The organism is Porphyrobacter sp. CACIAM 03H1 (genome assembly GCF_002215495.1).
Classification (GTDB): domain Bacteria; phylum Pseudomonadota; class Alphaproteobacteria; order Sphingomonadales; family Sphingomonadaceae; genus Erythrobacter.
The window spans coordinates 1403510-1426563 of the sequence record NZ_CP021378.1 but is presented as its reverse complement, the minus strand read 5'-3'; the positions used below and the strand labels follow the sequence as shown (position 1 = coordinate 1426563).

Annotated in this window: 22 protein-coding genes, 1 tRNA gene, 1 pseudogene and 1 riboswitch; of the genes and pseudogenes, 11 read left to right on the top strand and 13 right to left on the bottom strand. The window is 70.0% G+C overall.

Annotation, left to right across the window (positions count from 1 at the left end; translation table 11 throughout):
* From CBR61_RS06700 to CBR61_RS06650, 11 genes and pseudogenes are all read left to right on the top strand, one after another.
* Positions 1-639 (top strand): annotated as a pseudogene (locus CBR61_RS06700) (hypothetical protein); the annotation flags it as partial.
* 49 nt (positions 640-688) lie between these two features.
* Complete coding sequence (locus CBR61_RS06695) at positions 689-1546, top strand: sulfurtransferase (RefSeq protein WP_088913666.1); 858 nt, start codon at positions 689-691, stop codon at positions 1544-1546.
* On the top strand, positions 1543-2733 hold the full coding sequence (gene metC / locus CBR61_RS06690) for a cystathionine beta-lyase (RefSeq protein ID WP_088913665.1): 1191 nt from the start codon (positions 1543-1545) through the stop codon (positions 2731-2733). Before CBR61_RS06695 ends, metC begins: the two co-directional genes overlap by 4 nt.
* Positions 2730-3749 carry a mechanosensitive ion channel family protein gene (locus tag CBR61_RS06685; protein ID WP_088913664.1) on the top strand — a complete coding sequence of 340 codons (1020 nt, stop codon included), beginning with the start codon at positions 2730-2732 and terminating at the stop codon, positions 3747-3749. Before metC ends, CBR61_RS06685 begins: the two co-directional genes overlap by 4 nt.
* A 67-nt stretch (positions 3750-3816) precedes the next feature.
* Positions 3817-4575, top strand: coding sequence for a uroporphyrinogen-III C-methyltransferase (gene cobA / locus CBR61_RS06680; protein WP_088913663.1), 759 nt, complete (start codon positions 3817-3819; stop codon positions 4573-4575).
* The gene (locus tag CBR61_RS06675) at positions 4572-4871 is read left to right on the top strand and encodes a DUF2849 domain-containing protein (RefSeq protein WP_088913662.1); all 300 of its coding nucleotides are present in this window, start codon (positions 4572-4574) and stop codon (positions 4869-4871) included. Before cobA ends, CBR61_RS06675 begins: the two co-directional genes overlap by 4 nt.
* The gene (locus tag CBR61_RS06670; protein WP_088913661.1) at positions 4871-5320 is read left to right on the top strand and encodes a hypothetical protein; all 450 of its coding nucleotides are present in this window, start codon (positions 4871-4873) and stop codon (positions 5318-5320) included. Before CBR61_RS06675 ends, CBR61_RS06670 begins: the two co-directional genes overlap by 1 nt.
* On the top strand, positions 5320-6984 hold the full coding sequence (locus CBR61_RS06665) for a nitrite/sulfite reductase (RefSeq protein ID WP_088913660.1): 1665 nt from the start codon (positions 5320-5322) through the stop codon (positions 6982-6984). The genes CBR61_RS06670 and CBR61_RS06665 overlap by 1 nt, the downstream gene beginning before the upstream one ends.
* The gene (locus CBR61_RS06660; RefSeq protein WP_088913659.1) at positions 6971-7372 is read left to right on the top strand and encodes a RidA family protein; all 402 of its coding nucleotides are present in this window, start codon (positions 6971-6973) and stop codon (positions 7370-7372) included. The genes CBR61_RS06665 and CBR61_RS06660 overlap by 14 nt, the downstream gene beginning before the upstream one ends.
* The gene (locus CBR61_RS06655; protein ID WP_088913658.1) at positions 7369-7824 is read left to right on the top strand and encodes a DUF934 domain-containing protein; all 456 of its coding nucleotides are present in this window, start codon (positions 7369-7371) and stop codon (positions 7822-7824) included. Before CBR61_RS06660 ends, CBR61_RS06655 begins: the two co-directional genes overlap by 4 nt.
* Positions 7814-8590: a phosphoadenylyl-sulfate reductase gene (locus tag CBR61_RS06650; RefSeq protein ID WP_088913657.1), complete on the top strand. Its 777-nt coding sequence runs from the start codon at positions 7814-7816 to the stop codon at positions 8588-8590. Before CBR61_RS06655 ends, CBR61_RS06650 begins: the two co-directional genes overlap by 11 nt.
* Before the next feature lie 118 nt (positions 8591-8708).
* Here the strand turns inward: CBR61_RS06650 and CBR61_RS06645 are convergent, their stop codons facing one another.
* The 13 genes from CBR61_RS06645 to ftsZ form a co-directional block, all read right to left on the bottom strand.
* Positions 8709-9626: an NAD-dependent epimerase/dehydratase family protein gene (locus CBR61_RS06645; protein WP_088913656.1), complete on the bottom strand. Its 918-nt coding sequence runs from the start codon at positions 9624-9626 to the stop codon at positions 8709-8711.
* Entirely contained in the window at positions 9623-10738 is a 1116-nt protein-coding gene (gene proB, locus CBR61_RS06640; protein WP_088913655.1) for a glutamate 5-kinase, read from the bottom strand. Before proB ends, CBR61_RS06645 begins: the two co-directional genes overlap by 4 nt.
* A 26-nt stretch (positions 10739-10764) precedes the next feature.
* Positions 10765-11841 (bottom strand): GTPase ObgE, encoded by a 1077-nt coding sequence (obgE, locus tag CBR61_RS06635; RefSeq protein ID WP_088913654.1) that lies wholly within the window; start codon positions 11839-11841, stop codon positions 10765-10767.
* Between the two features lie 132 nt (positions 11842-11973).
* Positions 11974-12888: an ABC transporter substrate-binding protein gene (locus CBR61_RS06630; RefSeq protein WP_088913653.1), complete on the bottom strand. Its 915-nt coding sequence runs from the start codon at positions 12886-12888 to the stop codon at positions 11974-11976.
* Positions 12885-13391 (bottom strand): hypothetical protein, encoded by a 507-nt coding sequence (locus CBR61_RS06625; RefSeq protein WP_088913652.1) that lies wholly within the window; start codon positions 13389-13391, stop codon positions 12885-12887. Before CBR61_RS06625 ends, CBR61_RS06630 begins: the two co-directional genes overlap by 4 nt.
* A gap of 14 nt (positions 13392-13405) precedes the next feature.
* The gene (locus CBR61_RS06620; protein ID WP_088913651.1) at positions 13406-15346 is read right to left on the bottom strand and encodes a TonB-dependent receptor plug domain-containing protein; all 1941 of its coding nucleotides are present in this window, start codon (positions 15344-15346) and stop codon (positions 13406-13408) included.
* Between the two features lie 110 nt (positions 15347-15456).
* Positions 15457-15674, bottom strand: a riboswitch (cobalamin riboswitch).
* A 166-nt stretch (positions 15675-15840) separates the two neighbouring features.
* A tRNA-Ala gene (locus CBR61_RS06615) sits at positions 15841-15916 on the bottom strand.
* 111 nt (positions 15917-16027) lie between these two features.
* Positions 16028-16951, bottom strand: coding sequence for a hypothetical protein (locus CBR61_RS06610; protein ID WP_088913650.1), 924 nt, complete (start codon positions 16949-16951; stop codon positions 16028-16030).
* Positions 16952-17147: 196 nt separating this feature from the next.
* Positions 17148-17894, bottom strand: a complete 747-nt coding sequence (locus CBR61_RS06605) for a Bax inhibitor-1/YccA family protein (RefSeq protein WP_088913649.1) — start codon at positions 17892-17894, stop codon at positions 17148-17150.
* A gap of 143 nt (positions 17895-18037) precedes the next feature.
* Positions 18038-18838, bottom strand: coding sequence for a pyrroline-5-carboxylate reductase family protein (locus CBR61_RS06600; RefSeq protein ID WP_172835929.1), 801 nt, complete (start codon positions 18836-18838; stop codon positions 18038-18040).
* Positions 18839-18948: 110 nt separating this feature from the next.
* Positions 18949-19455 (bottom strand): YbjN domain-containing protein, encoded by a 507-nt coding sequence (locus CBR61_RS06595; protein ID WP_233996898.1) that lies wholly within the window; start codon positions 19453-19455, stop codon positions 18949-18951.
* 151 nt (positions 19456-19606) lie between these two features.
* Entirely contained in the window at positions 19607-21175 is a 1569-nt protein-coding gene (locus CBR61_RS06590; RefSeq protein WP_199797457.1) for a tetratricopeptide repeat protein, read from the bottom strand.
* Between the two features lie 68 nt (positions 21176-21243).
* Positions 21244-22953, bottom strand: a complete 1710-nt coding sequence (gene ftsZ, locus CBR61_RS06585; protein WP_088913646.1) for a cell division protein FtsZ — start codon at positions 22951-22953, stop codon at positions 21244-21246.
* Positions 22954-23054 lie beyond the last annotated feature (101 nt).

Below are 23054 nucleotides of genomic sequence, written 5' to 3'. Positions count from 1 at the left end.
TGGTGGCCCTTTGCCGCAGGCGGGCTCGGCGCGCTGGCGCTGCTGGGCGGCGGCGCGCTCGCATGGCGGCGGCGCAAGGCGCGCCCGCTGCGCCTCGCCGCGCCCGCTGCCGCAGCCGAGCGGGAAAGCGCCGCCGCGCCCCCTGCCGCCGACCTTCCGCGCCTCGACCTCACGCTGGAGATCACCGCCGCGACCCGCAGCCTGATGATGTTCACGCTCGAATACCGGCTCGCGATCGCCAACCGCTCCGAGCGCGCGGTGAACGACCTTGCGCTCGCGCTCCAGCTCGCCTGCGCGCGGGCGAGCGGGGCGGGCAATGCCCCCTCGGCGGGCAGCGCGCAGGCGCTCCAGAGCATCGCGCGTATCGGCCCGCATCAGGCGCGCAGCATCACCGGCACGGTGCAGCTCCCGCTATCGGCCATCGCTCCGCTGCGGCAGGGCACGACCCCGCTGTTCGTGCCGCTCGTCCATGTCACGCTGGAGGGCGAGGGCCAGCGCCCGCTCGCCCGCAGCTTCGTGGTCGGCACGCCCTCGGCCAGCGGCCGCGTCCACCCGATCCCGCTCGACGTGCCGCCGGGGGCGCTCGCCGGGCTGGTCGCACAGGCCATCGCGCTTCCGCCTGCCTCCGCCGCTGCCTGAGCCCCCTCGCCCTTTGCACCGGCGACCGGGGGACGCTAGGGTCGCGGGCATGACCACGCTTCCTTCCGCCCTCGTCTCGGTCGAGTGGCTCGCCGCGAACTGCGAGGCGCCGGGCCTCGCGGTGCTCGATGCCTCGCACCACCTGCCCGCCGCCGGGCGCGATGCCTCCGCCGAGTTCGCCGCCGCGCATATCCCGGGGGCGCGCTTCCTCGGCCTTGCCAGCCTGTTCGATGCGGGCTCGCCCGTCCCCTATGCCTTGCCGACCCCCGACCAGCTTGCGGCGCGCCTCGCGCTGCTGGGCGTGCGCGGGGAGGACGCCATCGTGCTCTACGACGACAGCGCGATCCGCACCGCCGCGCGGGCGTGGTTCCTGCTCACCGCGATGGGCTGGCGCCATGTCGCGATCCTCGACGGCGGCCTTGCCGCTTGGCGGGCCGCCGGCCACCCGATGGCGCGCGGGGCGGAGCACGGTGAGGCGCTCGCCCCCGCCAACCTGCCGCCCCCGCGCCGGGTGCGCAGCAAGGCCGACATGCTCGCCAATCTCGCCAGCGGGGCGGAACAGGTGGTCGACGCGCGCTCCGCCGACCGGGTCTATGGCACCGGCACCGATCCGGTCCACGGCCTGCCGATGGGGCGCATCCCCGGGGCGCTCAACGTGCCCTTCACCGAGGTTCTGAACGCCGACGGCACCTACAGGACGCCGGCGGAAATCCGTGCCGCCTTCGCGGCGGCAGGCGTCGATCTCGACAAGCCGATCGTCACCACCTGCGGCAGCGGGGTGACGGCAAGCGTCCTGCTCTTCGCGCTGCACCTGGCGGGCGTCGACAGGACGGCGCTCTACGATGGCAGCTGGAGCGAATGGGGCGCCGATCCCGACACCCCCAAGGCGCAGGGGCCCGAGGCATGAGCGGCGGTGGAGACGAGAAGCACCTGAAGCCCGCGACCCGCCTCGTGCGCGGCGGGCGGCGCAAGGAGTGGACAGGGCCGGTGGTCAACCCGCCGGTGTGGCGCGGCTCGACCCATCTCTACGACTGCGACGCCGATCGCCACGCGGCGGGCGGCAACAATGCCGACGGGCAATTCTTCTACGGCAGGCGCGGCGCGCCGACCCAGTGGGCGCTCGCCGAGGCGCTGACCCAGCTCGAACGCGGCGCGCACGGCACGGTGCTCTGGCCGAGCGGCGTGGCGGCGATCGCGGGGTGCATGCTGGCCGTGCTGAAGCCGGGCGACCGGCTGCTGATGGCCGACAACGCCTATGATCCCACCCGCAGCATGGCGACGGGCCTGCTGGCGCGGCTGGGGGTGACGACCGACTTCTTCGACCCGCGCGACCTTGCCGCCTACGAGGCGCTGTTCGACCGGCCGGTGCGCGCGGTGTGGCTGGAGGCCCCGGGCAGCCTCACCTTCGAGATGTGCGACGTCCCCGCGCTCGCCGCCGTCGCCCGGGCGCAAGGCGCGGTGACCATGATCGACAACACCTGGGCGGGCCCGCTCGGCTTTGCCGCCCTGGATCATGGCTGCGACATCGTGATGATGAGCCTCTCCAAGCACGTCGGCGGCCATTCGGACCTGATGATGGGCAGCGCGAGCGCGGGCAAGCGCTGGTATGCGGCGCTGCGGCGCGTCTCGCAGGAGCTGGGGCAGGTGGTCTCGCCCGACGATGCCGCGCTGGCGGCCCGAGGTCTGAGGACGATGGGCGTCAGGCTCGAGGCGCAGACCCGCACGGCGCTGAAGGTGGCCGAGTGGCTGGAGGGCCGGCCCGAGGTCGCCCGCGTGGCGTGCCCGCTGCTCCCCTCCGATCCCGGCCACGCCCTGTGGCGGCGCGATTTCACCGGCGGCTGCGGCCTCTTCGCCTTCGTGCTGGCGAGTGACGACCCGGCAGCTTCGGCGCGGGTGGCGGACGCGCTGGAGCTGTTCGGCATCGGCTATTCCTGGGGCGGGTTCGAGAGCCTCGCCCTGCCGATCCGGCCCGAGGACTACCGCAGCCTCATGCCCGGCACCGGCGGCGCGCCGGCGCTGCGGCTGGCGATCGGGCTCGAGGACCCGGATGACCTGATCGCTGATCTGGCGCAGGCGCTGGAGCAGGCCGGGTGATCGTTCCCGCGCCCTCGCCCTCGCCCTCGCCCTCCCGCGGCGGCGGCAGCGAGGCGGTGGGCGGCGCCGACGTGCTGCGCGAGGACATCGCCGAACGCAGCCAGACCGTCGGCGGCATCGTCAACCGGCTCGATGCCTTCGCGCTCGAAGTCGGCGACTGGCGCGTCTCGGCCTTCGACGTGATCTTCGTGGCCGGCGCGGTGCTGCTGGTGCTCGCCCTGGCGATGCTCGCCACCCGCCTCACCCGCGCGGCCCTGCGCCGGATCAAGGGGCTCGACGGAACGCAGGCCGTGCTTGCCGAGAAGATCGCCACCATCGTCATCTGGGTGACGACCTTCCTTGTCGGTGTGGACCTGCTCGGCATCGACCTCACCGCGCTGACGATATTCTCGGGCGCCTTCGGCCTCGCCATCGGGTTCGGGTTGCAGAAGACCTTCGGCAACCTGATTTCCGGCATCATCCTGTTGATGGACAAGTCGATCAAGCCGGGCGACGTGATCGCGGTGGCCGACCAGTCCGGGCAGCAGACCTTCGGCCAGATCCGCCGCATCGGCATCCGCGCGGTCTCCGTGACGACCCGGGACGAGCGCGAATACCTGATCCCCAACGAGAACCTGATGATCAACCAGGTCGAGAACTGGTCCTATTCCTCCAGGAACGTGCGCATCCAGATCAAGGTCGGGGTCGCCTACGACACCGACATGGCGCTCGCGGAAAAGCTGATGCTCGAGGCGGCGGCCAAGGCGCGGCGCGTGCTCGAAACCCCGCCGCCGACGGTGTGGTGGACGGGGTTCGGCGACAGCTCGGTCGATTTCACGATCCACTGCTGGATCGACGATCCCGAGGAAGGCGTCGGCAATGTCCGCAGCGAGGTTCTGAAGAACCTGTGGGGCCTGTTCCGCGACAACGGGATCGAAATTCCCTTCCCGCAGCGCGATCTCAATCTCAGGCAGAGCGAGGCGCTCGACCGGATGATCGCGGCGCTGGGAGAACACCCCGCCCCGTCCCCGCAATAGTTCAGCTACGCGCCCGCCAACCCATTCTCGCTGGCACCCCCGCGCGCGGTGGCCCATCTGCGGCACCATGCGAACAACCGGCACCATATTTCTCGTCGGCGCGGGGCCGGGTCCGGTGGACCTCCTCACCCTGCGCGCCGCCCGCCTGATCGAGGGCGCGCGGGTGATCGTCCATGACGGGCTGATCGGCCCCGACATCCTGAGCCTCGCCCGCCCCGACGCGCGCCTGGTTTCCGTGGCGAAACAGCGCGCCCGCCACACCATGCCGCAGGAGGAGATCAACGCCCTGCTGGTGCGCGAGGCGCTTGCCGGCAACGATGTGGTGCGCCTCAAGGGCGGCGATCCCTTCATCTTCGGGCGCGGCGGCGAGGAGGCCGAGGCTGCCCGCGCCGCGGGCGTGCCGGTCGAGGTCGTCCCCGGCATTTCCGCCGCCAACGGCGCGGCGGCCGCGGCGCAGATCGCCCTCACCCACCGCGAAGCCTCGAGCACCGTCAGCTTCGTCGCAGGCCAGTGCAAGGGCCTCGCCGATCAGGACTGGTCGGGCCTCGCCGGCAAGGGCCGCACGCTGGTGATCTACATGGGCGTCTCGACCGCGCCGCAAATCGCCGAGAAGCTGATGGCCGACGGCCTCGCCCCCGAAATGCCCGTCGCCGTGATCGAGAACGCCGCCCGCCCGGAAATGCGCGTGCTGCGCGGGCTGCTCGCGGGGCTGCCCGATCTGGTCGAGCGCGAGGCGGTGAAGAGCCCCGCCCTCATCGTCATCGGCGAGGTCACCGCACGCGAGGACGCTGCCGTGGCCGCGCTCGCACAGGAGAGTGCTGAATGAAGATCCTCACCGGCAACGATCTGCGCACCGGCGCGGTGACATGGTGGAACGGCACCGGCTGGTCGCTGTTCGTCGACGATGCGGTCGATGTGGGCGAGGATGCCGAGGAAATCCTCGCCCGCGAGGAAGCCGCGCGCCGGGTCAACGTGCCCTATGCCATCGAGGCCACCATCGACGCCGCCGGGCACGTCCGCCCGGCCCATATCAAGGACCGGGTGCGCGCGCTCGGCCCGACCGTCCGGCGCGACCTCGCCGTGCCGACCGCACAGAAGACCGGCTGGGACTGGGTGATCTGATGCGCGGCTCCGGCATCACCCCCGCCGCCATCGCCTCGGCCTTCGCCTTCGCCGCCGCGCCCGCCGTCGCCGAAACCGCGCCCGCACCTGCACAGGCACGCACCACGATGGTGGTCGAGTGGACCCGCCTCAAGGCGCTGCCGGGCGAGCGCGCCAACCTCACCGCCTTTATCCATCTCAACTGGTTCGCGATGGACGCCAAGGCGGTCGAGCAGGGCCTGTTCACCTCCTACCGCCTGATCGCCAACCCCGCCCCGGACGGCGAGTGGGACCTACTGGTCGAAGTCGGCTACCCCACCCCGGCTGGTTACGACGATCCCGCCACCCGCACCGCCTTCGAGGCGATCCGCGCCGCGCACGAGGTGGTGCCGGTCGAGGGCAAGACCCTGCGCGAGCTCGGCACCATCCTCGGCACCGAGCGCCTCCCCGTTCTGACTGGAACCCGCTGATGTACCGTTACGATTCCTACGATCAGGCGATAGTCGATGCCCGCGTCGCCGAATTCCGCGATCAGGCCCGCCGCCGCCTCGAAGGCAAGCTGACCGAGGACCAGTTCAAGCCGCTGCGGCTGATGAACGGGCTCTATCTCCAGCTCCACGCCTATATGCTGCGCGTCGCGATCCCCTATGGCACGCTCGATGCACGGCAGATGGAGATGCTCGCCGACATCGCCGACAAGTATGATCGCGGCTACGGGCATTTCACCACGCGGCAGAACATCCAGTACAACTGGATCAAGCTGGAGGATTGCGCCGACGCTCTCGCGGACCTCGCAACGGTCGAGATGCACGCCATCCAGACCAGCGGCAACTGCATCCGCAACATCAGTAGCGATCACTTCGCGGGCGCTGCCGCCGACGAGGTGGTGGACCCCCGCCCCTATGCCGAGCTGATGCGCCAGTGGTCGAGCTTCCACCCGGAGTTCACCTACCTCCCCCGCAAGTTCAAGATCGCGGTGATCGCGAGCGAGAAGGATCGCGCGGCGATGCGGCTCCACGACATCGGCGTGCGCATCGTGAAGCGTGACGGGGAGATCGGTGCCGAGTTCTACGCCGGCGGCGGCATGGGCCGCACCCCGATGGTCGCCCCGCTGATCCGCGACTTCGTGCCGATCGACCAGTTCATCACCTATGCCGAGGCCTGCCTGCGGGTCTACAACCGCTACGGCCGGCGCGACAACAAGTACAAGGCGCGGATCAAGATCCTCGTCCACGAACTCGGCGCTGCGGAGTATGTCCGCCAGGTCGAGGAGGAATTCGCGCACCTGCTCTCGGTCGGCGTCGAGCCGCCGCACGAGGAGTTGGCGCGGATCGCCGCACACTTCGCCCCTCCCCCGTTCGTGTCGGGCGAGGTCGAGACACATAGCCTCTCGACGATGCTCGAAGCCAACGGCGGTCAGGGCAGCGCGTTCGGGCAATGGGTCCGCCGCAACACCCACGCCCACAAGGCACCGGGCTACGTCTCGGCGGTGATCAGCCTCAAGCCCGCAGGCGGCATCCCCGGCGATGCGACCTCCGAACAGATGCGCGTCGTGGCTCGCCTCGCCCGCGAATACTCGTTCGACGAACTCAGGGTGATGCACACGCAGAACCTGCTGCTGCCGCATGTGCGGATCGCGGACCTTCCGACGGTGTGGCAGGCGCTCGACGCGGCCGGCCTCGGCGCGGCCAACATGGACACGATCGAGGACATCATCGCCTGCCCGGGCCTCGACTATTGCTCGCTCGCCAATGCCCGCTCGATCCCGCTCGCGCAGCGCATTTCCGAGCGGTTCGCCGAGACGGGCCGGACCGAGGTGGTGGGCGAATTGAAGCTCAAGATATCCGGCTGCATCAACGCCTGCGGGCACCACCACGCTGGCCACATCGGCATCCTCGGCGTCGACAAGAAGGGGGTCGAGAACTACCAGCTCTCGCTCGGCGGTTCCGAGGCCGAGGACGTCAGCCTCGCCAAGATCACCGGCCCCGGCTTCGACGAGGACGGCGTGATCGCCGCGGTCGAGAAGGTCACCGACGTCTACCTCGCCCGGCGCAGCGGCGGAGAGCGTTTCCTCGATACCTACCGCCGCATCGGCATGGAGCCGTTCAAGGAGGCGCTTTATGGCCACGCGTGACGCCGTGTTTCCGGCCGGTCGGCAGGATCTCTACGAGCAATTCCGCTATTCGCCGGCGGTCCGCTCCGGCGGGTTCCTGTTCGCCTCAGGTCAGGTCGGCAGCCGGGAAGACGGATCGCCCGAACCGGACCTTGCCCGGCAAGCCGAGCTGGCTTTCGAGAACCTTGACGGGGTCCTCGCTGCCGCCGGTTGCACCTTCGCCGACATCGTCGACCTCACCGTTTACGTGGTCGATCCCGAGGTGATGCTGCCGCATTTCATCGCCGCGCGCGAGAAGTGGTGGGGCGAGCCTCCCTATCCAACCCTTACCGGGGTGGGCGTCACCTGGCTTTCGGGCTTTTCCATCGAATTGAAGGCGGTAGCCCGTCTGCGGGAGGAAGCGGCATGAGCACCAATCTCGGCACCAGCCCGGACGAGGTGCAGTTCCGCTTCCGCGACGACGAGCCGGTCGATCACGCCGCCGTCACCGTCGATTCCTGCTGCGATCAGACCAACGCCACCGCCGTCCGGATCGAGCCGGGCGACGATGCGCGGGTGCTGCTGCCCTTCCTCGACCGGCTGGCGCTGGTCGAGGTCAACTTCCCCGCCTTCGGCGACGGGCGCGGCTATTCCTCGGCCCGCATCCTGCGCGAGGCAGGCTACACGGGCGAGCTGCGCGCGGTCGGGCAGGTGCTGATCGACCAGCTCTCGCACATGCGGCGCTGCGGCTTCGACAGCTTCGCCCCGGACAAGCGCCTCGACGAGGAAGATGCCGCGCGCGCCTTCGCGACGTGGGAGAACGTCTACCAGCGCGCCGCCGATGCCCGTCGCACCATCGCGGACAAGCGCCATGAAGCCTGAACTCGGCCTCACCGGCAAGCCGCGCACCCGCGACAGCCTCGACCTCGCGCCGCGCTTCACCGAGCATGACGCCTTGCGGCTCAACCGCATGTTTCGCGGCAGCTCGACGCCGGAGATGCTCGAGGCGGTGATCCGCGATCGGCTGGCGGGCGACCTTGCCGTGGTCTCGAGCTTCGGGGCGGAGAGTGCGGTGCTGCTGCATCTGGTCGCCAGCGTCGACCCCACGGTGCCGGTGCTGTTCCTCGACACCGGCAAGCACTTTGCCGAGACGCTCGCCTACCGCGATCTTCTGGTGAAGCGCCTCGGCCTCAACCTCGTGGTGCTGACCCCCGATCCGGCGGACCTCGCCGCGAAGGACGAAACCGGCCTCAGGTGGTCCTACGATCCCGACGGCTGCTGCGAGATCCGCAAGGTCAGGCCGCTCGAGAAGGCGCTGGCAGGCTATGATGCGAGCTTCACCGGCAGGAAGGCCTTCCAGGCCGCGACGCGCGCCAACCTGCCGCGCTTCGAGATCGATACCTCCGACGCGCAGGGGCGGCTCAAGATCAACCCGCTGATCGACTGGGACGCAGGGCAGATCGAGGGCTACTTCATCCAGCACGACCTCCCCCGCCACCCGCTGATCGCGCAGGGCTATCCCTCGATCGGCTGCTCGCCCTGCACCTCGCAGGTGCTGCCTGGCGAAGACCCGCGCTCGGGGCGTTGGAAGGGCTGGGACAAGACCGAATGCGGCATCCACAAGCCGGGCGAGGAGCCGTTCCTGTAAGTCTTCGTCATTGCGAGCGCAGCGAAGCAATCCATGGATTGAAGATGCCGCTGTCGCAACGGCCGGGCCATGGATTGCCGCGTCGCTACGCTCCTCGCAATGACGAGGGTATAGCGCCTCAGACCCACCCCTCGCGCCGGTACCAGTCGGCGGTGGCCTTCAGCCCCTCCTCGCCCGGAATGCGCGGCTGCCACAGGCCCGGCGGGGGCTTGCGGTCGAAGCGGGCGACCCAGTTGGGGTGGCACATGTAGCCTACGCGGTCGGCGGTGAGCTTCGCCCTGTCGCCGCGCAGGCGCCGGTCGGCGCGGGCGGCGGCTTCGAGCACGCCGCGCGGCAGGTGGGGGGCGGCGACCCTGCCCCGGCCCATCGCCCGCCCGATCGCCGCGGCGAGTTCCTTGTGGCTCCACCCGCCCTCGCGCCCGTCGTCGGGTTCATAAACCTTCCTGCGGGTCGGCGCGGCGTTGCCGGCGGCGAGTGCCACGAGCAGCGCGGCGAGATCGTCGGCATGGATGATCGAGGTCGCCCCGCCCGGCGGCAGCGGCACCACGCCCCACTTGGCGGCACGGAACAGGTCGAGCATGTCGATATCGCGCGGGCCGTAGACGGCGGGCGGGCGCACCGTCGTCCAGTCGAGCCCGCTCGCCTCGACCAGCGCCTCGGCCTTCGCCTTGGATGCGCCGTAGAGCGACAGCTCCGGCTGGCGCGCGGAGAGCGAGGAGACGAACACCAGCCGCTTCACACCCGCCCCTTTCATGGCGGCAATCACGTTGGCAGTGCCGGTGACGTTGGCGACGGCGAATTCGGCAGGATCGTGCGTGTTGGTGAGGCCCGCGACATGGATCACCGCCTCCGCACCCTGCACCAGCGCGGCGAGCGCGTCCTCGTCGCCGAGATCGCCGCGCACCCATTCGACGCCCGCGCGCGGCGGCTGTTCGCGGCGGGCCAGCGCGCGCACCTGGTGCCCCTGCGCCAGCGCCTCGGCCAGCACCGCAGAGCCGACGAAACCGGTCGCGCCGGTGATCGCCAGAAGGCTCACAGCAGCACCATGTGGTCGCGGTGGATGACGCAGGAGCGCGGCGCATAGCCGAGGCGCTCGGCCTGATCCTCGGCGCGCTTGCCGGCGATCAGCTGCACCTCGGCGGCGTCGTATTCGGCAAGGCCCTGCGCGAGACGTTCGCCCTTGAGGCTCAGGACGCTCACCAGATCGCCGCGGCGGAAGGTGCCGGATACGCCCACGACACCCGCAGCCAGCAGGCTCGCCCCACCCTTCAAGGCCGCGGCGCAGCCCGTGTCGACGCGCAATTCGCCCGCAGGCGCCAACCGCCCGCCGAGCCACGCCTTGCGGGCCGAGGCGGCGCTTACCGGCAGGAACAGCGTCCCGGTTCCCGCTGCGAGAGCATGGGCGATCGGGGCCTCGTGCGTCCCGTTGAGGATGCCGAGCGCGATGCCGGCGCGGATCGCGATCTGCGCGGCCTGGAGCTTCGAGACCATCCCCCCCGAGCCGAGGCCCGAGGACGATGCCCCGCTCGCCATCGCCATCACCTCCGGCGTCACGGCTTCGACCACGGGCACCAGCGTTGCACCATCCTCGCGCGGGTCGCGGTCGTAGAGGCCGTCCACGTCCGACAGCAGCAGCACCAGATCGGCATTGGCCGCCTGCGCCACGCGGGCGGCGAGGCGATCATTGTCGCCGAAGCGGATTTCCTCGGTGGCGACCGAATCGTTCTCGTTGATGACGGGTATCACCCCCGCCTCGAGCAGCCGGTCGAGCGTCGCGGCGGCATTGAGATAGCGCCGCCGGTCTTCGAGATCGCCGAGGGTCAACAGCATCTGCGCCGCCGTGATCCCCTGGCCCCCGAGCGCACGGCTCCACAGGTCGGCGAGCGCGATCTGGCCCACGGCAGCGGCGGCCTGCGCGTCCGCGAGGCTCCCGCGCCCGCCCTTTGCCAGCCCCAGCCGCGCCGCGCCCAGCGCGATCGCGCCCGAGCTCACCACGATCACCTGCGCGCCATTGCGGCGCAGCGCCGCAAGGTCCGCCGCCATCTGCGCCAGCCACTCCGCCCGCGGGCTTCCGCCGCCGACCAGCAGCGCAGAACCGATCTTGACGACGATCCGCCGCGCGGTGGTGATGTCGGCCAAATTCTTCATGGGTGCTGCGTCAGCATCGCGTCAGATCAGAGCGGCGACCATTCGGGGGTGTCGCCGTCATCCTCGACCTCGACGGCCTTCGTCTCGGTCGCGGTGCGATCCGGCAGGTAGCCGAGCACCGCGTCGAGCAGGTCGGGAATGCCCGCGCCGGTCGCGCCCGACACCGCGAAGACCTGCTCCGCGCCGGCGGCCAGCAGTTCCTGGCGGAAACCCTCGACCAGTTCGGCATCGGCGAGGTCGAGCTTGTTGAGCACCACCAGCCGGGGCTTTTCATCGAGGCGCGTGTGCTCCTTGTCGCCATAGGCCGCCAGCTCCTCCTCGACGATGCGCATCGCCTCGACCGGGTCGGCATCCTCGGTGCCGGTGATGTCGATCAGGTGGATCAGCACCCGGCAGCGCTCGATATGGCCGAGGAAGCGGTCGCCAATCCCGACGCCTTCGGCCGCGCCCTCGATCAGCCCCGGAATGTCGGCGAGCACGAATTCGCGCCCCTTGTGGCGCACGACGCCCAGCTTGGGGACCAGCGTGGTGAAGGCGTAGTCGCCCACCTTGGCCTGTGCGTTGCTGACCGCGTTGATGAAGGTGGATTTGCCGGCATTGGGCAGGCCGACGAGGCCGACGTCGGCAAGCAGCTTGAGCCGCAGCCACACCCACATTTCCTCGCCCGGCATCCCCGGCTGGTGCTGGCGCGGGGCGCGGTTGGTCGAGGTCTTGTAGGAGGCGTTGCCGCGCCCGCCCATTCCGCCTTCGAGGAACACGACGCGCTGGCCGACCTCGGTGAAGTCGGCGAGCACCTCCTCCTTGTCCTCCGAGAGGACCTGCGTGCCCACCGGCACCTTGATTACGAGCGGCTTGGCAGAAGCGCCGGTGCGGTCCTTGCCCATGCCGTGCCCGCCGCGCGGGGCCTTGAAGTGCTGCGAATAGCGGAAGTCGATCAGCGTGTTGAGCCCGGCGACCGCCTCGAACACGATGTCGCCGCCGCGCCCGCCGTCACCGCCGTCGGGGCCGCCATATTCGACATATTTCTCGCGCCGGAAGGAGACGGCCCCGGGGCCGCCTCCGCCGGACTTCACGTAAATCTTGGCCTGGTCGAGGAAATGCATGGCGGCCCCCTACGCAAATTCTGCTGCGAATGCGAGGGGAATGGCGCCCGGCTCACACTCCGTTCGCCTCGCGCGACGTCGGGAGGCCATCGCCAAGGTGTCTCGACTACACTCGACACGAGCGGAAGTTGTTCAGAGCCGCGCGATGAAAGGCGCGAGGTGGTCCGGCACCGCGTCCGGCGTGTGGATCAGGCAGGCGAGCACCTCGGCGCTCTCCACCAGCCGCGGTCCGGGGCGGTTGAACAGGTGGTGGCCGTCGACCGCATAGACCCGCCCCTCGCGCACCGCCCTGAGGCTTCGCCAAGGCTCCCCGGCGAGAAGCGCGCGGGCTTCGGGCAGGGTCTGGGCGAGCTGGTAGCCGCAGGGCATGAGCACGATAATGTCGGGATCGGCAGCGACGACCGCTTGCGTATCGATCCAGTGCGAATGGACCCCGGGCGCGGCGAGCAGCGGCTCGGCCCCGGCGGCGGTGACGAGTTCGGGCACCCAGTTGCCGGCGACCATCAGCGGCTGGATCCACTCGACCGCGAGCATGGTCGGGCGAACGGCCGGGGCAGCGGGGAGCGCGCCGAACCCCTCCCGCATCCGCGCCGCCGCCTCGGCGGCGCGCTCGGGCACGCCTGCCGCCTCGGCCACGCGCTGGAGATCGCCGAACACGTCCGCCAGATCGTCGGGTGCGAGCGACACCAGCACGGGCGGCGTCCCCACCCAACTCGCCAGCGCCTCTTCCAGATCGGCGGGTGTCACCGCGCAGACGGCGCACTGGGCCTGCGTGAGGATGACGTCGGGCTTCAGCGATTTCAGCAGGGCAGCATCGACATCATAGACCGACAGGCCCTTCTCGACGATCGCTTTGACCCGGTCCTCGATGGCTTGCGAGGTCAGGCCCTTCTCCAGCTTGGTCGAGGTGCAGACGGGCAGCGCCTTCACCGCCGGGGGAAAGTCGCATTCGTGCGATCGGCCGACGAGGTTTTCCTGCAATCCCAGCGCCACCGCGATCTCGGTGGCGCTGGGAAGCAGCGAGACGATCCTGATCGGCGGGTTCATCGCGCCTGCGAGGCCTCCAGCCCGGGGATGCGTGCGAGCACCTGCCAGCCGAGCCACAGCCCCGCGAACCACAGCGCGTCATTCAGTGCGATCAGCCCGGCGATCTCCGGCGCGAACAGCGCCGGGTCGCCGAACGGCAGCGCATAGGCGAAAAGGCTCAGCTCGAACGCCGCGAAGGCGGCGAGGAAGGCGAGGATCGGCCCTCCCCTGACAGCCCTTGCTGCCGCGTAGGCGACGAGGCTCGAGGCGAGCAGCGAGAGACCCGCGGCAAAGGTCGGCCCGTCCCACGGGAAGCCCATGAGTCCGAAGCCGAGCACCTGGTTGCCGAGCCAGCACCCCGCCACGCTCGCCAGCCCGCGCCGCCCCGGCATGGCGAGCGCGGCGATGGTGGCGATGGCCGCGAAGGGCATCATGCAGGCGAGCACCACCGTGCCGCTCAGTGTCGTCGCGGCAAGGATTGCGGGGAGCGCCAGCGGCGTGAGCGACTTGTGAAGTCCGGTCATGTCCGCGCCTCCCGTCAGAACCGCGCCTCGACGCCCACGGCTGCCGAGCGGCCGGGCGAGACGAAGCTGAAGACCTGCTCGTATTCCTCGCCCAGCAGGTTATCGACCCGCGCGAAGCCGCTGATGCGGTCGGTCAGCTTCACCCGGGCGTTGAGGTTCACGAGGGTGTAGTCGTCCAGCTGCACCCGCACCGGGCGGAAGCTCGGATCGGTGAAGGCATCGTCGAGCGCCGCGCCGTTGTGGCGCACCACCAGCGTCGCCGAGGCGGCATCGCCCGGCGCGGTCCAGGTGAGCGCCGCGCTGGCAATGTGGTCCGGCCGGCGCACCTCCTCCCGTCCGTTCTCCTGAGCATCGAGGTAGCTGTAGGCGGCATCGAGGCTCCACTGAGGGCTCAGCCGCGCGCTGAGCGACACTTCCACCCCCCGCTGCCGGCTTTCCGTGAGGCGGTTGGCGGGGGTCGCGATGAAGGCCGGCGGCGGGAAGGTGGTGAAGATCTCGCCCTCCAGCTCGCTGTCGAAATATGTGACCGCCACGCTGGCACTGTCGCCGATCTGCTGGTCGAGGCCCACTTCCCACCCCGTCGACTTCTCGGGACGCAATGCGGCATTGCCGATGAAGCGTCCGTCGACGAAGCCGTAGAGCTCGAAGAAGCCGGGGTTCTTGACCCCGCTCCCCGCCGCCGCGCGCAGCCGGGTGGTTTCCGTCAGGCGCCAGCCCGCGCCGACGCGGAAGGTGGTGGCGTCCTGGAACAGGTCGTTGATGTCGTGGCGCAGCGCGGCGGAGAGATCGAAGGCCGCTCCGCTGTAGCGATATTCGCCGACCAGCCCGACCTGCTCGATCTCGCGCCGTTCGTCGAAGACGAAGCCGCCGGGCGTGGCGTTGCGGAAGCCCTCGACCTCGTAATCGGCGGCGAAGGTGAGGTTGTGCCGATCCGCCAGCCTCAGCGCGCTGACATAGGACGCCTTGACGCGGTCGCCTTCGGAGGAATTGGAGCGCCCGAACGGCCCGAAGGTGTCGCGGGTGATGTCAGCGATCTGGGCCGAGAGATCATGGGTCCAGCGCCCGTCCAGCGCCTCGGCCCGCGCACCGACGAGGGCGTAGACCGCCTCGTTGGTGAAGCGCGTCCGGGGTGAGTCGATCACGAGGCCGAAGGTCGGGCTTGCCGGGTTGAAGTCCTGATCGTTGAACAGACCCTCGGTGCGGATGAAGCGGGCGGCGGCGCGCAGCTGCAGGCCGTCCGCCACGTCCACACTGCCCTTGCCCGCAAGGGTGTAGCTGTCGCGCCCGATATCGCGGGTGCCGCCGCGCGCGTTGGGTTGGCCGTCGGTGCTGACGACCACGGCGGAGAGCGCCGCCTCCCAAGCATCGCCCGCCGCGCCATATCGGACCGCGCCGTTCACCGTGCCCTGCGTCCCGCCCTCGACCCTTGCGGCGAGGCCCGGCACGTCGCGCCCGCCGGCGCTTTCATAGGCGACGACGCCGCCGATCGCGTCGGGGCCGTAGAGCGCGGACTGCGGCCCGCGCAGCACCTCGAGCCGCGCGCCGATATCGGCCTGAAGCGTGCCGATATCGAACTCCCCCGCGAAGGGATCGGAGACCTCGATCCCGTCGACCAGCACGAGGACATGGTTGGCCTCGCTGCCGCGCAGGCGGATCTGGGTCTGCCCTGCCACGCCCGCGACCGCCACGCCGGGAACATCGCGCAGCACGTCGGCGATGTCGCGGGTCTGGCGCTGTTCGAGCGCTTCGGCGGTGATGATCGTGTAGGCGCCGTTGTAGGCCCTGACGCTCACCCCCTCACCGCGGCTGGCCGTCACGAGGATGGGCTCCTCGAGTGCCGGGTTCCCGTCCCGGCAGCCATCGACGCACACCGCGTCCTCGTCCTGCGCCAAAGCAGGCGCAGCCCAAACCAGCGCCGCCGCAGCGACGCTTCCCAGCAATGCAGAATTCTTCACGGATTCCTCCCGTCACAAGCAACATGGTGGCTGCGGGGAAGCCCCCACAGCCCGGCGATGTCGCTCACAACGAAAGTCTGTTTCCGCGCCTGGCCAACCCCTGAACCAAGCAAAGAGCGACACGCCCCGGTCGGTCTCCTGGCTCACGGATCGCCGCATGGGATGCTCGCCTTCCCGGATGGCCCGAAGACCCCCAGTGGCTGCCCTTCGAAAAGGGAGCGCACCCCACACTCACCGCTTACAGTTGCAGGGACAGCTGCGGATTTGCACCGCATTCCCGTTACCTTGGCGCGGGAGCGTGGATAACGTCAGGTTCGGCTGACGGCAAGTGATGTAAAGAACAGTGTTCGACGAAGGCACTGTGTCGGCCCGTAAGGCCGCAAGCGCGAACGCGCGCCCGAGCCTTTGCGAGAAAGCCAAGGCGGACGGATGTCCGCCGCCCGGCGCTTGAGGGCGAAAACAAACAATCCAGTTTTCTGGCGAAGCTAGAAAACTGGTGGAGCCGAGGGGGATCGAACCCCTGACCTCGTCATTGCGAACGACGCGCTCTCCCAGCTGAGCTACGGCCCCGTTCCAGTTTTCGCGCCCGCCGCACACCCCGTGGGGGAGCGGGCGAGCGCGCGCATTAGCGGGAAGAATCGCCGCGTGCAACGGCGATTTTGCGCCGCGCGGGTGCCCGCATTAGGGCTTGCGCGGCGGGTTGGCGGTGGCAGGCGCGATCGGCTGGACCACCGGCTGCGAGGTGACGCCCTCGTTGACCGGGATGACCGGCACGGGGAGGCCCGTGACCGGATCGATCACGGTTTGCGCCGCAGGCCCTTGCCCGGCGGCCACGGCCCCGGCGCGGTGCTGCTGCACCGCAACCCAGCCGGGCTGGGAGGGGCCGTACTGCGCGCCCCACTTCGCGTCCCATTCCGCAGAGGCGCGCTGGTAGCCCTCGTATTCATCGAAGAACTGCTCGAAGGGCAGCAGCAGACCGTCGAAATTGCCCTGCGCAAAGGCGAGGGGATCGGTCGGCGGGGCGGCCAGCGCGCGGTTCGCCATGTCGAGCGCGGCGCGGCAGAACCCGGCGCGCGCGGCCGGCTCGGCGAAGAAATTGTAGACCTGCGTGGTGTAGCCGTCGCGCGCCACGATCGCATCGCGGCGGGTGCGGTGACGGCTGGCATAGGTCTTCTCGAGCCGGTCGTTGACCGCCTTCAGCGATCGGACGTTCTTCGTCAGGAACGCGCGGTAGCCTTGCAGGATCGGCTCGTATTCGGGGGCGAGGCAGTTGAGCGCAGCGACGTTCCAGGCAGAGCGCAGGTTCCAGACCAGCTGGTCGTTCGTGAGGTTCGAATTGACCGTGATGCGCCGCCCGTCGGGGCCCTTGGCGGGGAGGTCCATCACGTAATGCGCCCCTCCGGGCGGCAGCGGGCGATAGGGCACGGCCTCGACCACCGGCGGCGGCGGGGGCGGCGGGGGCGGCGGCGGCGGCGGTGCCGGGGTGGCGCAGGCGGCCAGTAGCGCGCCGCCGGCTGCCAGCGTGGTGATCGCGAGGCCGAAGGGGGTGCGCGTGGTGGTGCCACGGGCATCGGGACGGGTCGGGGTATGCGAGGCCGCGCTCATCGGGGGTATCTCTCTCCTGCTGCGGGTTGTGCCAGCCGCTCCGGGGCGACAATGCGCGCCCCCGGCTTGCTCCAGCCTGAAGCGCCCGCGATAGCCGCGCCGGACAGCAATGCAAATGCCCGAGACCTCATGAAGGCCCCGGGCATCCGACATTTCAACACCTGTGCGCCAGGCCGAGGCCCGGACGGCGACCGGATTACTCGCGGTTGCCGAGGAAGCTGAGCAGGAACTGGAACATGTTGATGAAGTCCAGGTAGAGGCTCAGCGCGCCGAGGATCACGGCCTTGCCCGCGAATTCGGTGCCGCGCAGGTACTGGTACTCGTTCTTCAGGCGCTGCGTGTCATAGGCGGTGAGGCCCGCGAAGATCAGCACGCCGATGAAGCTGATCGCGTAGTGGAACGCCGGCGACTGCAGCCACAGGTTGAGCAGCGAGGCGACGATCAGGCCGATCACGCCCATGATCAGGAAGCTGCCGAAGCCCGACAGGTTCTTCTTGGTGGTGTAGCCCCACAACGACAGGCCGGCGAAGGCCGCCGCGGTGGCGAAGAAGGTCGTGGCGATCGAGCCGCCGGTGTAGATCAGGAACACCGACGAGAGCGACAGGCCCATCAGGATGCTGAAGCCCCAGAACAGCGCCTGCAGCGTGCCGGTGCTGAAGCGGTTCGCGCCGAAGCTCATGGCGAACACCACGGCGAGCGGCGAGAGCGCGACGATCCAGCGCAGGATGCCGCCGGTGAAGATCGCAGCCGCAGTGCCGCTGGTGAAGGCCAGCAGCGCGACGATCCCGGTCAGCAGGATGCCCGAGGTCATGTAGTTGTAGATCGAGAGCATGTGCGAGCGCAGGCCCTCGTCATAGCTCACGCGGCCGGCGACATCGCCTCCGGCGCGGGGCACGGAGCCAAGCCGCTGCGCATTGCGCGAGGTGTCATTCCAGTCAGCCATTGCGAAACCCTTGATCCTTGGTTTGCGGAGCGCGGGAAAAGCCCGCGCTCTCCATGCAGGCGAATATCGGGGTTTCGCCTGCGCATTTCAAGCGAAACCGGATTGCAAAGGGCGCAATTCGTTCAGATTAACAGAGGTTAATCTTAACTGCCTTGCGAGAGCGCCGCACCCTTGTCGCGGGTGGCGCGCAGCGTGTCGGCCAGCAGGCGGCGCAGCGCGTTATCGGCGTCGAGCACGTTCAGCCCCTCGCGGGTCATGCCTCCCGGGCTGGCGACGCGGTCGGCAAGGGTGGCGGGGGAGGCGTCGGAGGCCGCTGCCAGCGCCGCCGCGCCTTCGACCGTGGCGAGCGCGAGCTTGGCGGCGGTCGCCTCGTCGCAGCCGAGATCGATGGCCGCCCCCGCGAGCGCGTCGATGAAGCGATAGACGAAACCCGGCCCCGATCCGGCGAGCGCGGTGACAAGATCGAACTGCGCCTCGTCCTCGAGCCAAACGGCGCTGCCCAAGGTATCGAACAGGGCGAAGACGGCATCGCGCCCTGCGGCGCCAAGGCCAGCCTCGGCGAGGATGACGGGCGACTTGTTGATCCGCGCGGCGAGGTTGGGCATCACCCGGACATGCGCGTTGCCATGCGGGAAAGCGGCGGCAAGCTGGGCGAGCGTGATCCCGGCGAGCAGCGAGCAGACCGTGCGGCCTGGCGTCACCTCCTGAAGCCCCGGCCCGAGCGCAGCGAGTTGCTGCGGCTTGAACCCGAGCAGCACGGCGTCATGCGATCCCGGCACTTCGGCCGCCTCGCGATAGAGCGCCACCCCCTCCGGCGCCTCCGGCAAGGCCGGATCGAGCACCGAGAAACGCGCAGGCGCCTCGCCCGCCGCTAGCCACCCGGCAAGCATCGCCCCGCCCATGTTGCCGCAGCCGATGATGAGGAGGTGGTTCATACGCAACATCCGTTCGCCCTGAGCTTGTCGAAGGGCAGTCCTTCTTCTTCGATCGAAGCGCAACAAAGAAGTGCAGGGCTTCGACAGGCTCAGCCCGAACGGGGATCGGGTCTAAGGCCCTAGGCCTCGCCCGCCGCATCCACCATCGCCGCCTCGAGCGCGGCACGGGGGGACTTGCCGCCCCACAGCACGAACTGGAAGGCGGGATAGAAGCGGTCGCATTCGTCGATCGCGCTCTCGACCAGCGCCTGCGCCATGTCGAGGCTGAGCCGCCCGGCATCGCCCAGCAGCGCGCCGTGGCGGTAGAGCAGCACGTCGCCGTTCGACCAGATGTCGAAATGCCCCAGCCACATCTGCTCGTTGACGAGGCACAGCAGCTCGTAGGCGGCGGCGCGCTTGTCGTCGGTGACGCGAATGTCGGGCAGGCAGAGGAACTGGAGCACGCTGTCCTCCGCCCGCCAGATCGCGCGCAGCTGGTAATTGGCCCAGCTGCCCTGCACCTCGCCGGTCATCTCGTCCTCCGAGACCATCTCGCAGGGCCACCCGCGCGCGGCGAAGAGGCTGGCGAGCATCTCGACGGGGGCGGCATCGTCCTCGGCGGAATAGTCCATGTCAGCTGCTCTCATGGCCTGGCTTTCGCGGGGCGGGGAAGAGGTTCGTTCACCATCGCGGCGATGGATGGACGCTTGAGGGGGCGATTGGCAATCGCTCAGGTTGGGGCGGCTGGGGAGAACCGGACAAGCTTGTGCAAAGCCTGTGCACAGATACCCGCTCCTGCTACTTAAGCGGTTGAACCGCCTCGCCTTCGTCGCTCAGCCACAGGAAGCTGTCGAGCCCCTTGCCCTTGAGTTCGCGCACCAGGGCCTGGGCCTTGTCGCGGTTATCGAGCGGACCGACGACGAGGCGGTTGGTCTCGCCCCAGCGCGCGGTGTGGGGCTTGAGCTTCGCCAGCGCCGCCCCGCCCTCGCGGCTGATCCGGCGCCAGTCGAAACCGAGCGCGTCGATCTTCTTCCCCGTCGCGACCTGCACCCAGACGCGGCTGGGATGGACCGGTTTGGGCGGCTCCTTGGGCTTGGGCTTCTCGGTCGGCTTGGCGACCGGCGGCGGCGGCGGGGCCTCGCGCCGGACCGCGATTCGCGACAGGTCGACCGCATCGCCGCCGACCTTGGCATCGGGCAGCGGCGCACCGAGATCGGCAAAGGCATCGGCCACCCGCAGCGGCGGGGATGGAGGTGCCGTGAAAGGCGCAGGTGCGGGCGCGGGCGCCGGAGTGGAGGTCTGAACGGGCGCGGCGGCGGGCGCGGTCGAGACCGACACGGGCGTGACGGTCGCCACCCGCTCAGCTGCAGGCGCAGGTGCGGGCGTGGACACAGCCGCAGGAGTCGGCGAAGGCGCAGGCGTTGGCGCCGAACCGATGGCGGCGGCCGAGACCGGCTGGGCATAGACCACCGTCGCCGGCGGCGGGGTTGGCACGCTCGGTGAACGGGCATTGAGCGGCGGGCCGGAGGGCGCAAGGCGGCTCTCCGCGCGCTCATCGGCGGCGAAGCGCGCAAGGCGCGGGTCGTCGCGGCCGATGTCCGCCGCACGCGGGAAGATGCCGAGGTTCGCCGCCGCCGCCTGCTGCGGTTTCGTCAGGCGCGGCATGTAGCCGAGATAGGGCACCAGCCGGGTCGCGAGATCGCGCGGCATGACCTGCTCGACGATTGCCGTCGCGCGGTCGCTCTCGCCCATGATGGCAAGGCCGAAGGCGCGGGCGCGCTGGGCGGCCATGTCGCGCCGGTCGAGCAAGGGGCGAAGCGTCTCCTCGAAGCGCGCGCGGTTGCCGGTGATCGCGTGGCTGATCGCGAGGCGGCGGCGCGCCTCGTCGTTCGCCGGATCGATCTGGAGCGCCCGGGCATAGGCGGCCTGCGCGGCCGGTTGCTCGCCGACGAGGTCGAGCGTCAGCGCACGGTCGGTCAGCACCTCTCTCTCGGGCGCGCCGCCCGCCAGCGCGCGGTCGAACTGGACCAGCGCCTCGCCGGCCCGGCCCGCGCGCAGATAGACCGAGCCCAGCCCCTGCGCGACCGCCGGATATCCCGGATCGACCTCCGCCGCACGGCCGAAGAAGCCGATCGCCGCCTCGAGATCGTCGACCCCCAGCGCCGCCTGCCCCGCCTCGATCAGCGTGTCGCGATCGCGCGGCATCTTGGCGAGGGCAATGAGCGCGCGGTTGAGGCGCTGTACCTCGGGCGAAGGCAGGGCCTGCACCACCGGCTGCGCCACCACGTCCTGCGCCCGCGCGCCGTCCGCAGGCAGAACCGCGCCGCCGAGCGCGAGCGTGGCAAGGATAGAAAGGCGCGACACCATCAAGCGGGCCCTAGCAAGCGCAGCCCCGCACGCCAGCGACGCTGCGACACGGCGCGTCTGGCGCGCGGCTACTGGTTGTTCTGGCGACCGAGGAAGCGCGGGATGCTGAGCGCCGGACCATCATCGTCGCCGTCATCGTCGTCCTCGTCGCGCGCGGTGCTGCGCGAGAGATTAGCCATCCGTTCGAACAGCGTGCTGCCAGCGCCGGCACCGCCGCCGCCCTCGCCGCCGCCCACGAGCGGGCGACGCCGGCCGCCGAGCCGCGCCTCGACCGGGCGATCCTCCGCTGCGAGCCGGTCGGCGCTGGCGAGCAGATCGTCCTGCACCGGGCCCTCGGGCGCGTCGGAATAGGGCGCGTAGCCATCGTCGAGTTCGAGCGCGTCGTCCTCCTCGTCGTCGGCCGCCGAGGCCCCGGCCGGCGTGCCCGCGCCGTAGCCGAAGCCCGGCGCATCGTCGGCGCCGCGCAGGCCCGCGAGCGGATCGACGATGTCGTCGACGTCGTCCTCGTATTCCTCGCCGTAACCGTCCCCGGCCTGCATCCCGGTCAGCTCGAAGGGCGCGGCGGTACCGTAATCGCCTTCGTCCTCGTCGTCTTCGCCGAGGTCGAGCGTTTCGTCGTCATAGCCGGTTGCAGCCGCCCCTGCGGCTGCTGCAGGTGCCGCGAAGCCGAAATCGGAGGTCGGCGCGGGGGCCGGGCTGGCGGTGGGAAGTTCGCCGAGGCCCTCGTCCTCGGACAGTTCGAGCACCGGACGCTTCGGCGCCCGCGCCCCGCCGAGCGAGACCGGCTGCGGCCGTTCGGACTGGCCGATCGCGCTCTGCTCGATGCCGGTGGCGACCACCGAGACTCGGATCTTGCCCTTGAGGTCGGGGTTGAAGGCGCTGCCCCAGATGATGTTGGCGTCTTCATCCACCAGTTCGCGGATGTGGTTGGCGGCCTCGTCGACCTCGAGCAGGCGCATGTCCTCGCCGCCGATGATCGAAATGATGACGCCCTTGGCGCCGGCCATGCTGACGCCGTCAAGCAGCGGGTTGGCGATCGCCTGCTCCGCCGCGTCGAGCGCGCGGTTCTCGCCCTCGCCTTCGCCGGTGCCCATCATCGCCTTGCCCATCTCGCTCATCACCGAACGCACGTCGGCGAAGTCGAGGTTGATGAGGCCCGGCATCACCATCAGGTCGGTGATCGAGCGCACGCCCTGCTGGAGCACCTCGTCGGCGAGCTGGAAGGCCTCCTTGAAGGTGGTCTCCGCCTTGGCGACGAGGAACAGGTTCTGGTTGGGGATCACGATCAGCGTGTCGACGTGCTGCTGGAGTTCGTCGATCCCGGCCTCGGCGGCACGCATCCGCCGGGTGCCTTCGAACAGGAAGGGCTTGGTCACGACGCCGACGGTCAGCACGCCCATGCGGCGCGCGGCCTCGGCGATGACGGGCGCGGCGCCGGTGCCGGTGCCCCCGCCCATCCCTGCGGCGATGAAGCACATGTTGACGCCCTCGAGCGCCTTCTCGATCTCGGCCACGGTCTCTTCCGCGGCGGCCTTGCCGACCTCGGGACGCGCGCCCGCGCCGAGCCCGCCGGTGATGTCGGGGCCGAGCTGGATGCGCTTTTCCGCCGGCGAGGTCGCCAGCGCCTGGGCATCGGTGTTGGCGACAATGAACTCGACGCCCTCGATCTCGGCGGCGATCATGTTGGCGATCGCGTTGCCGCCGGCCCCGCCGATCCCGATGACGGTGATGCGCGGGCGCAGATCGTCGCTCGCCGCGGGTCCGATATTGATGCTCATCTGCTGGTCCTCCAGACGCCGGGGATGGAAATTTTCACCTTATTCCCCCGCGTTTTTCCTCTCTGACATAATCGCCATGCACATTTTATAGCGGCAAAACC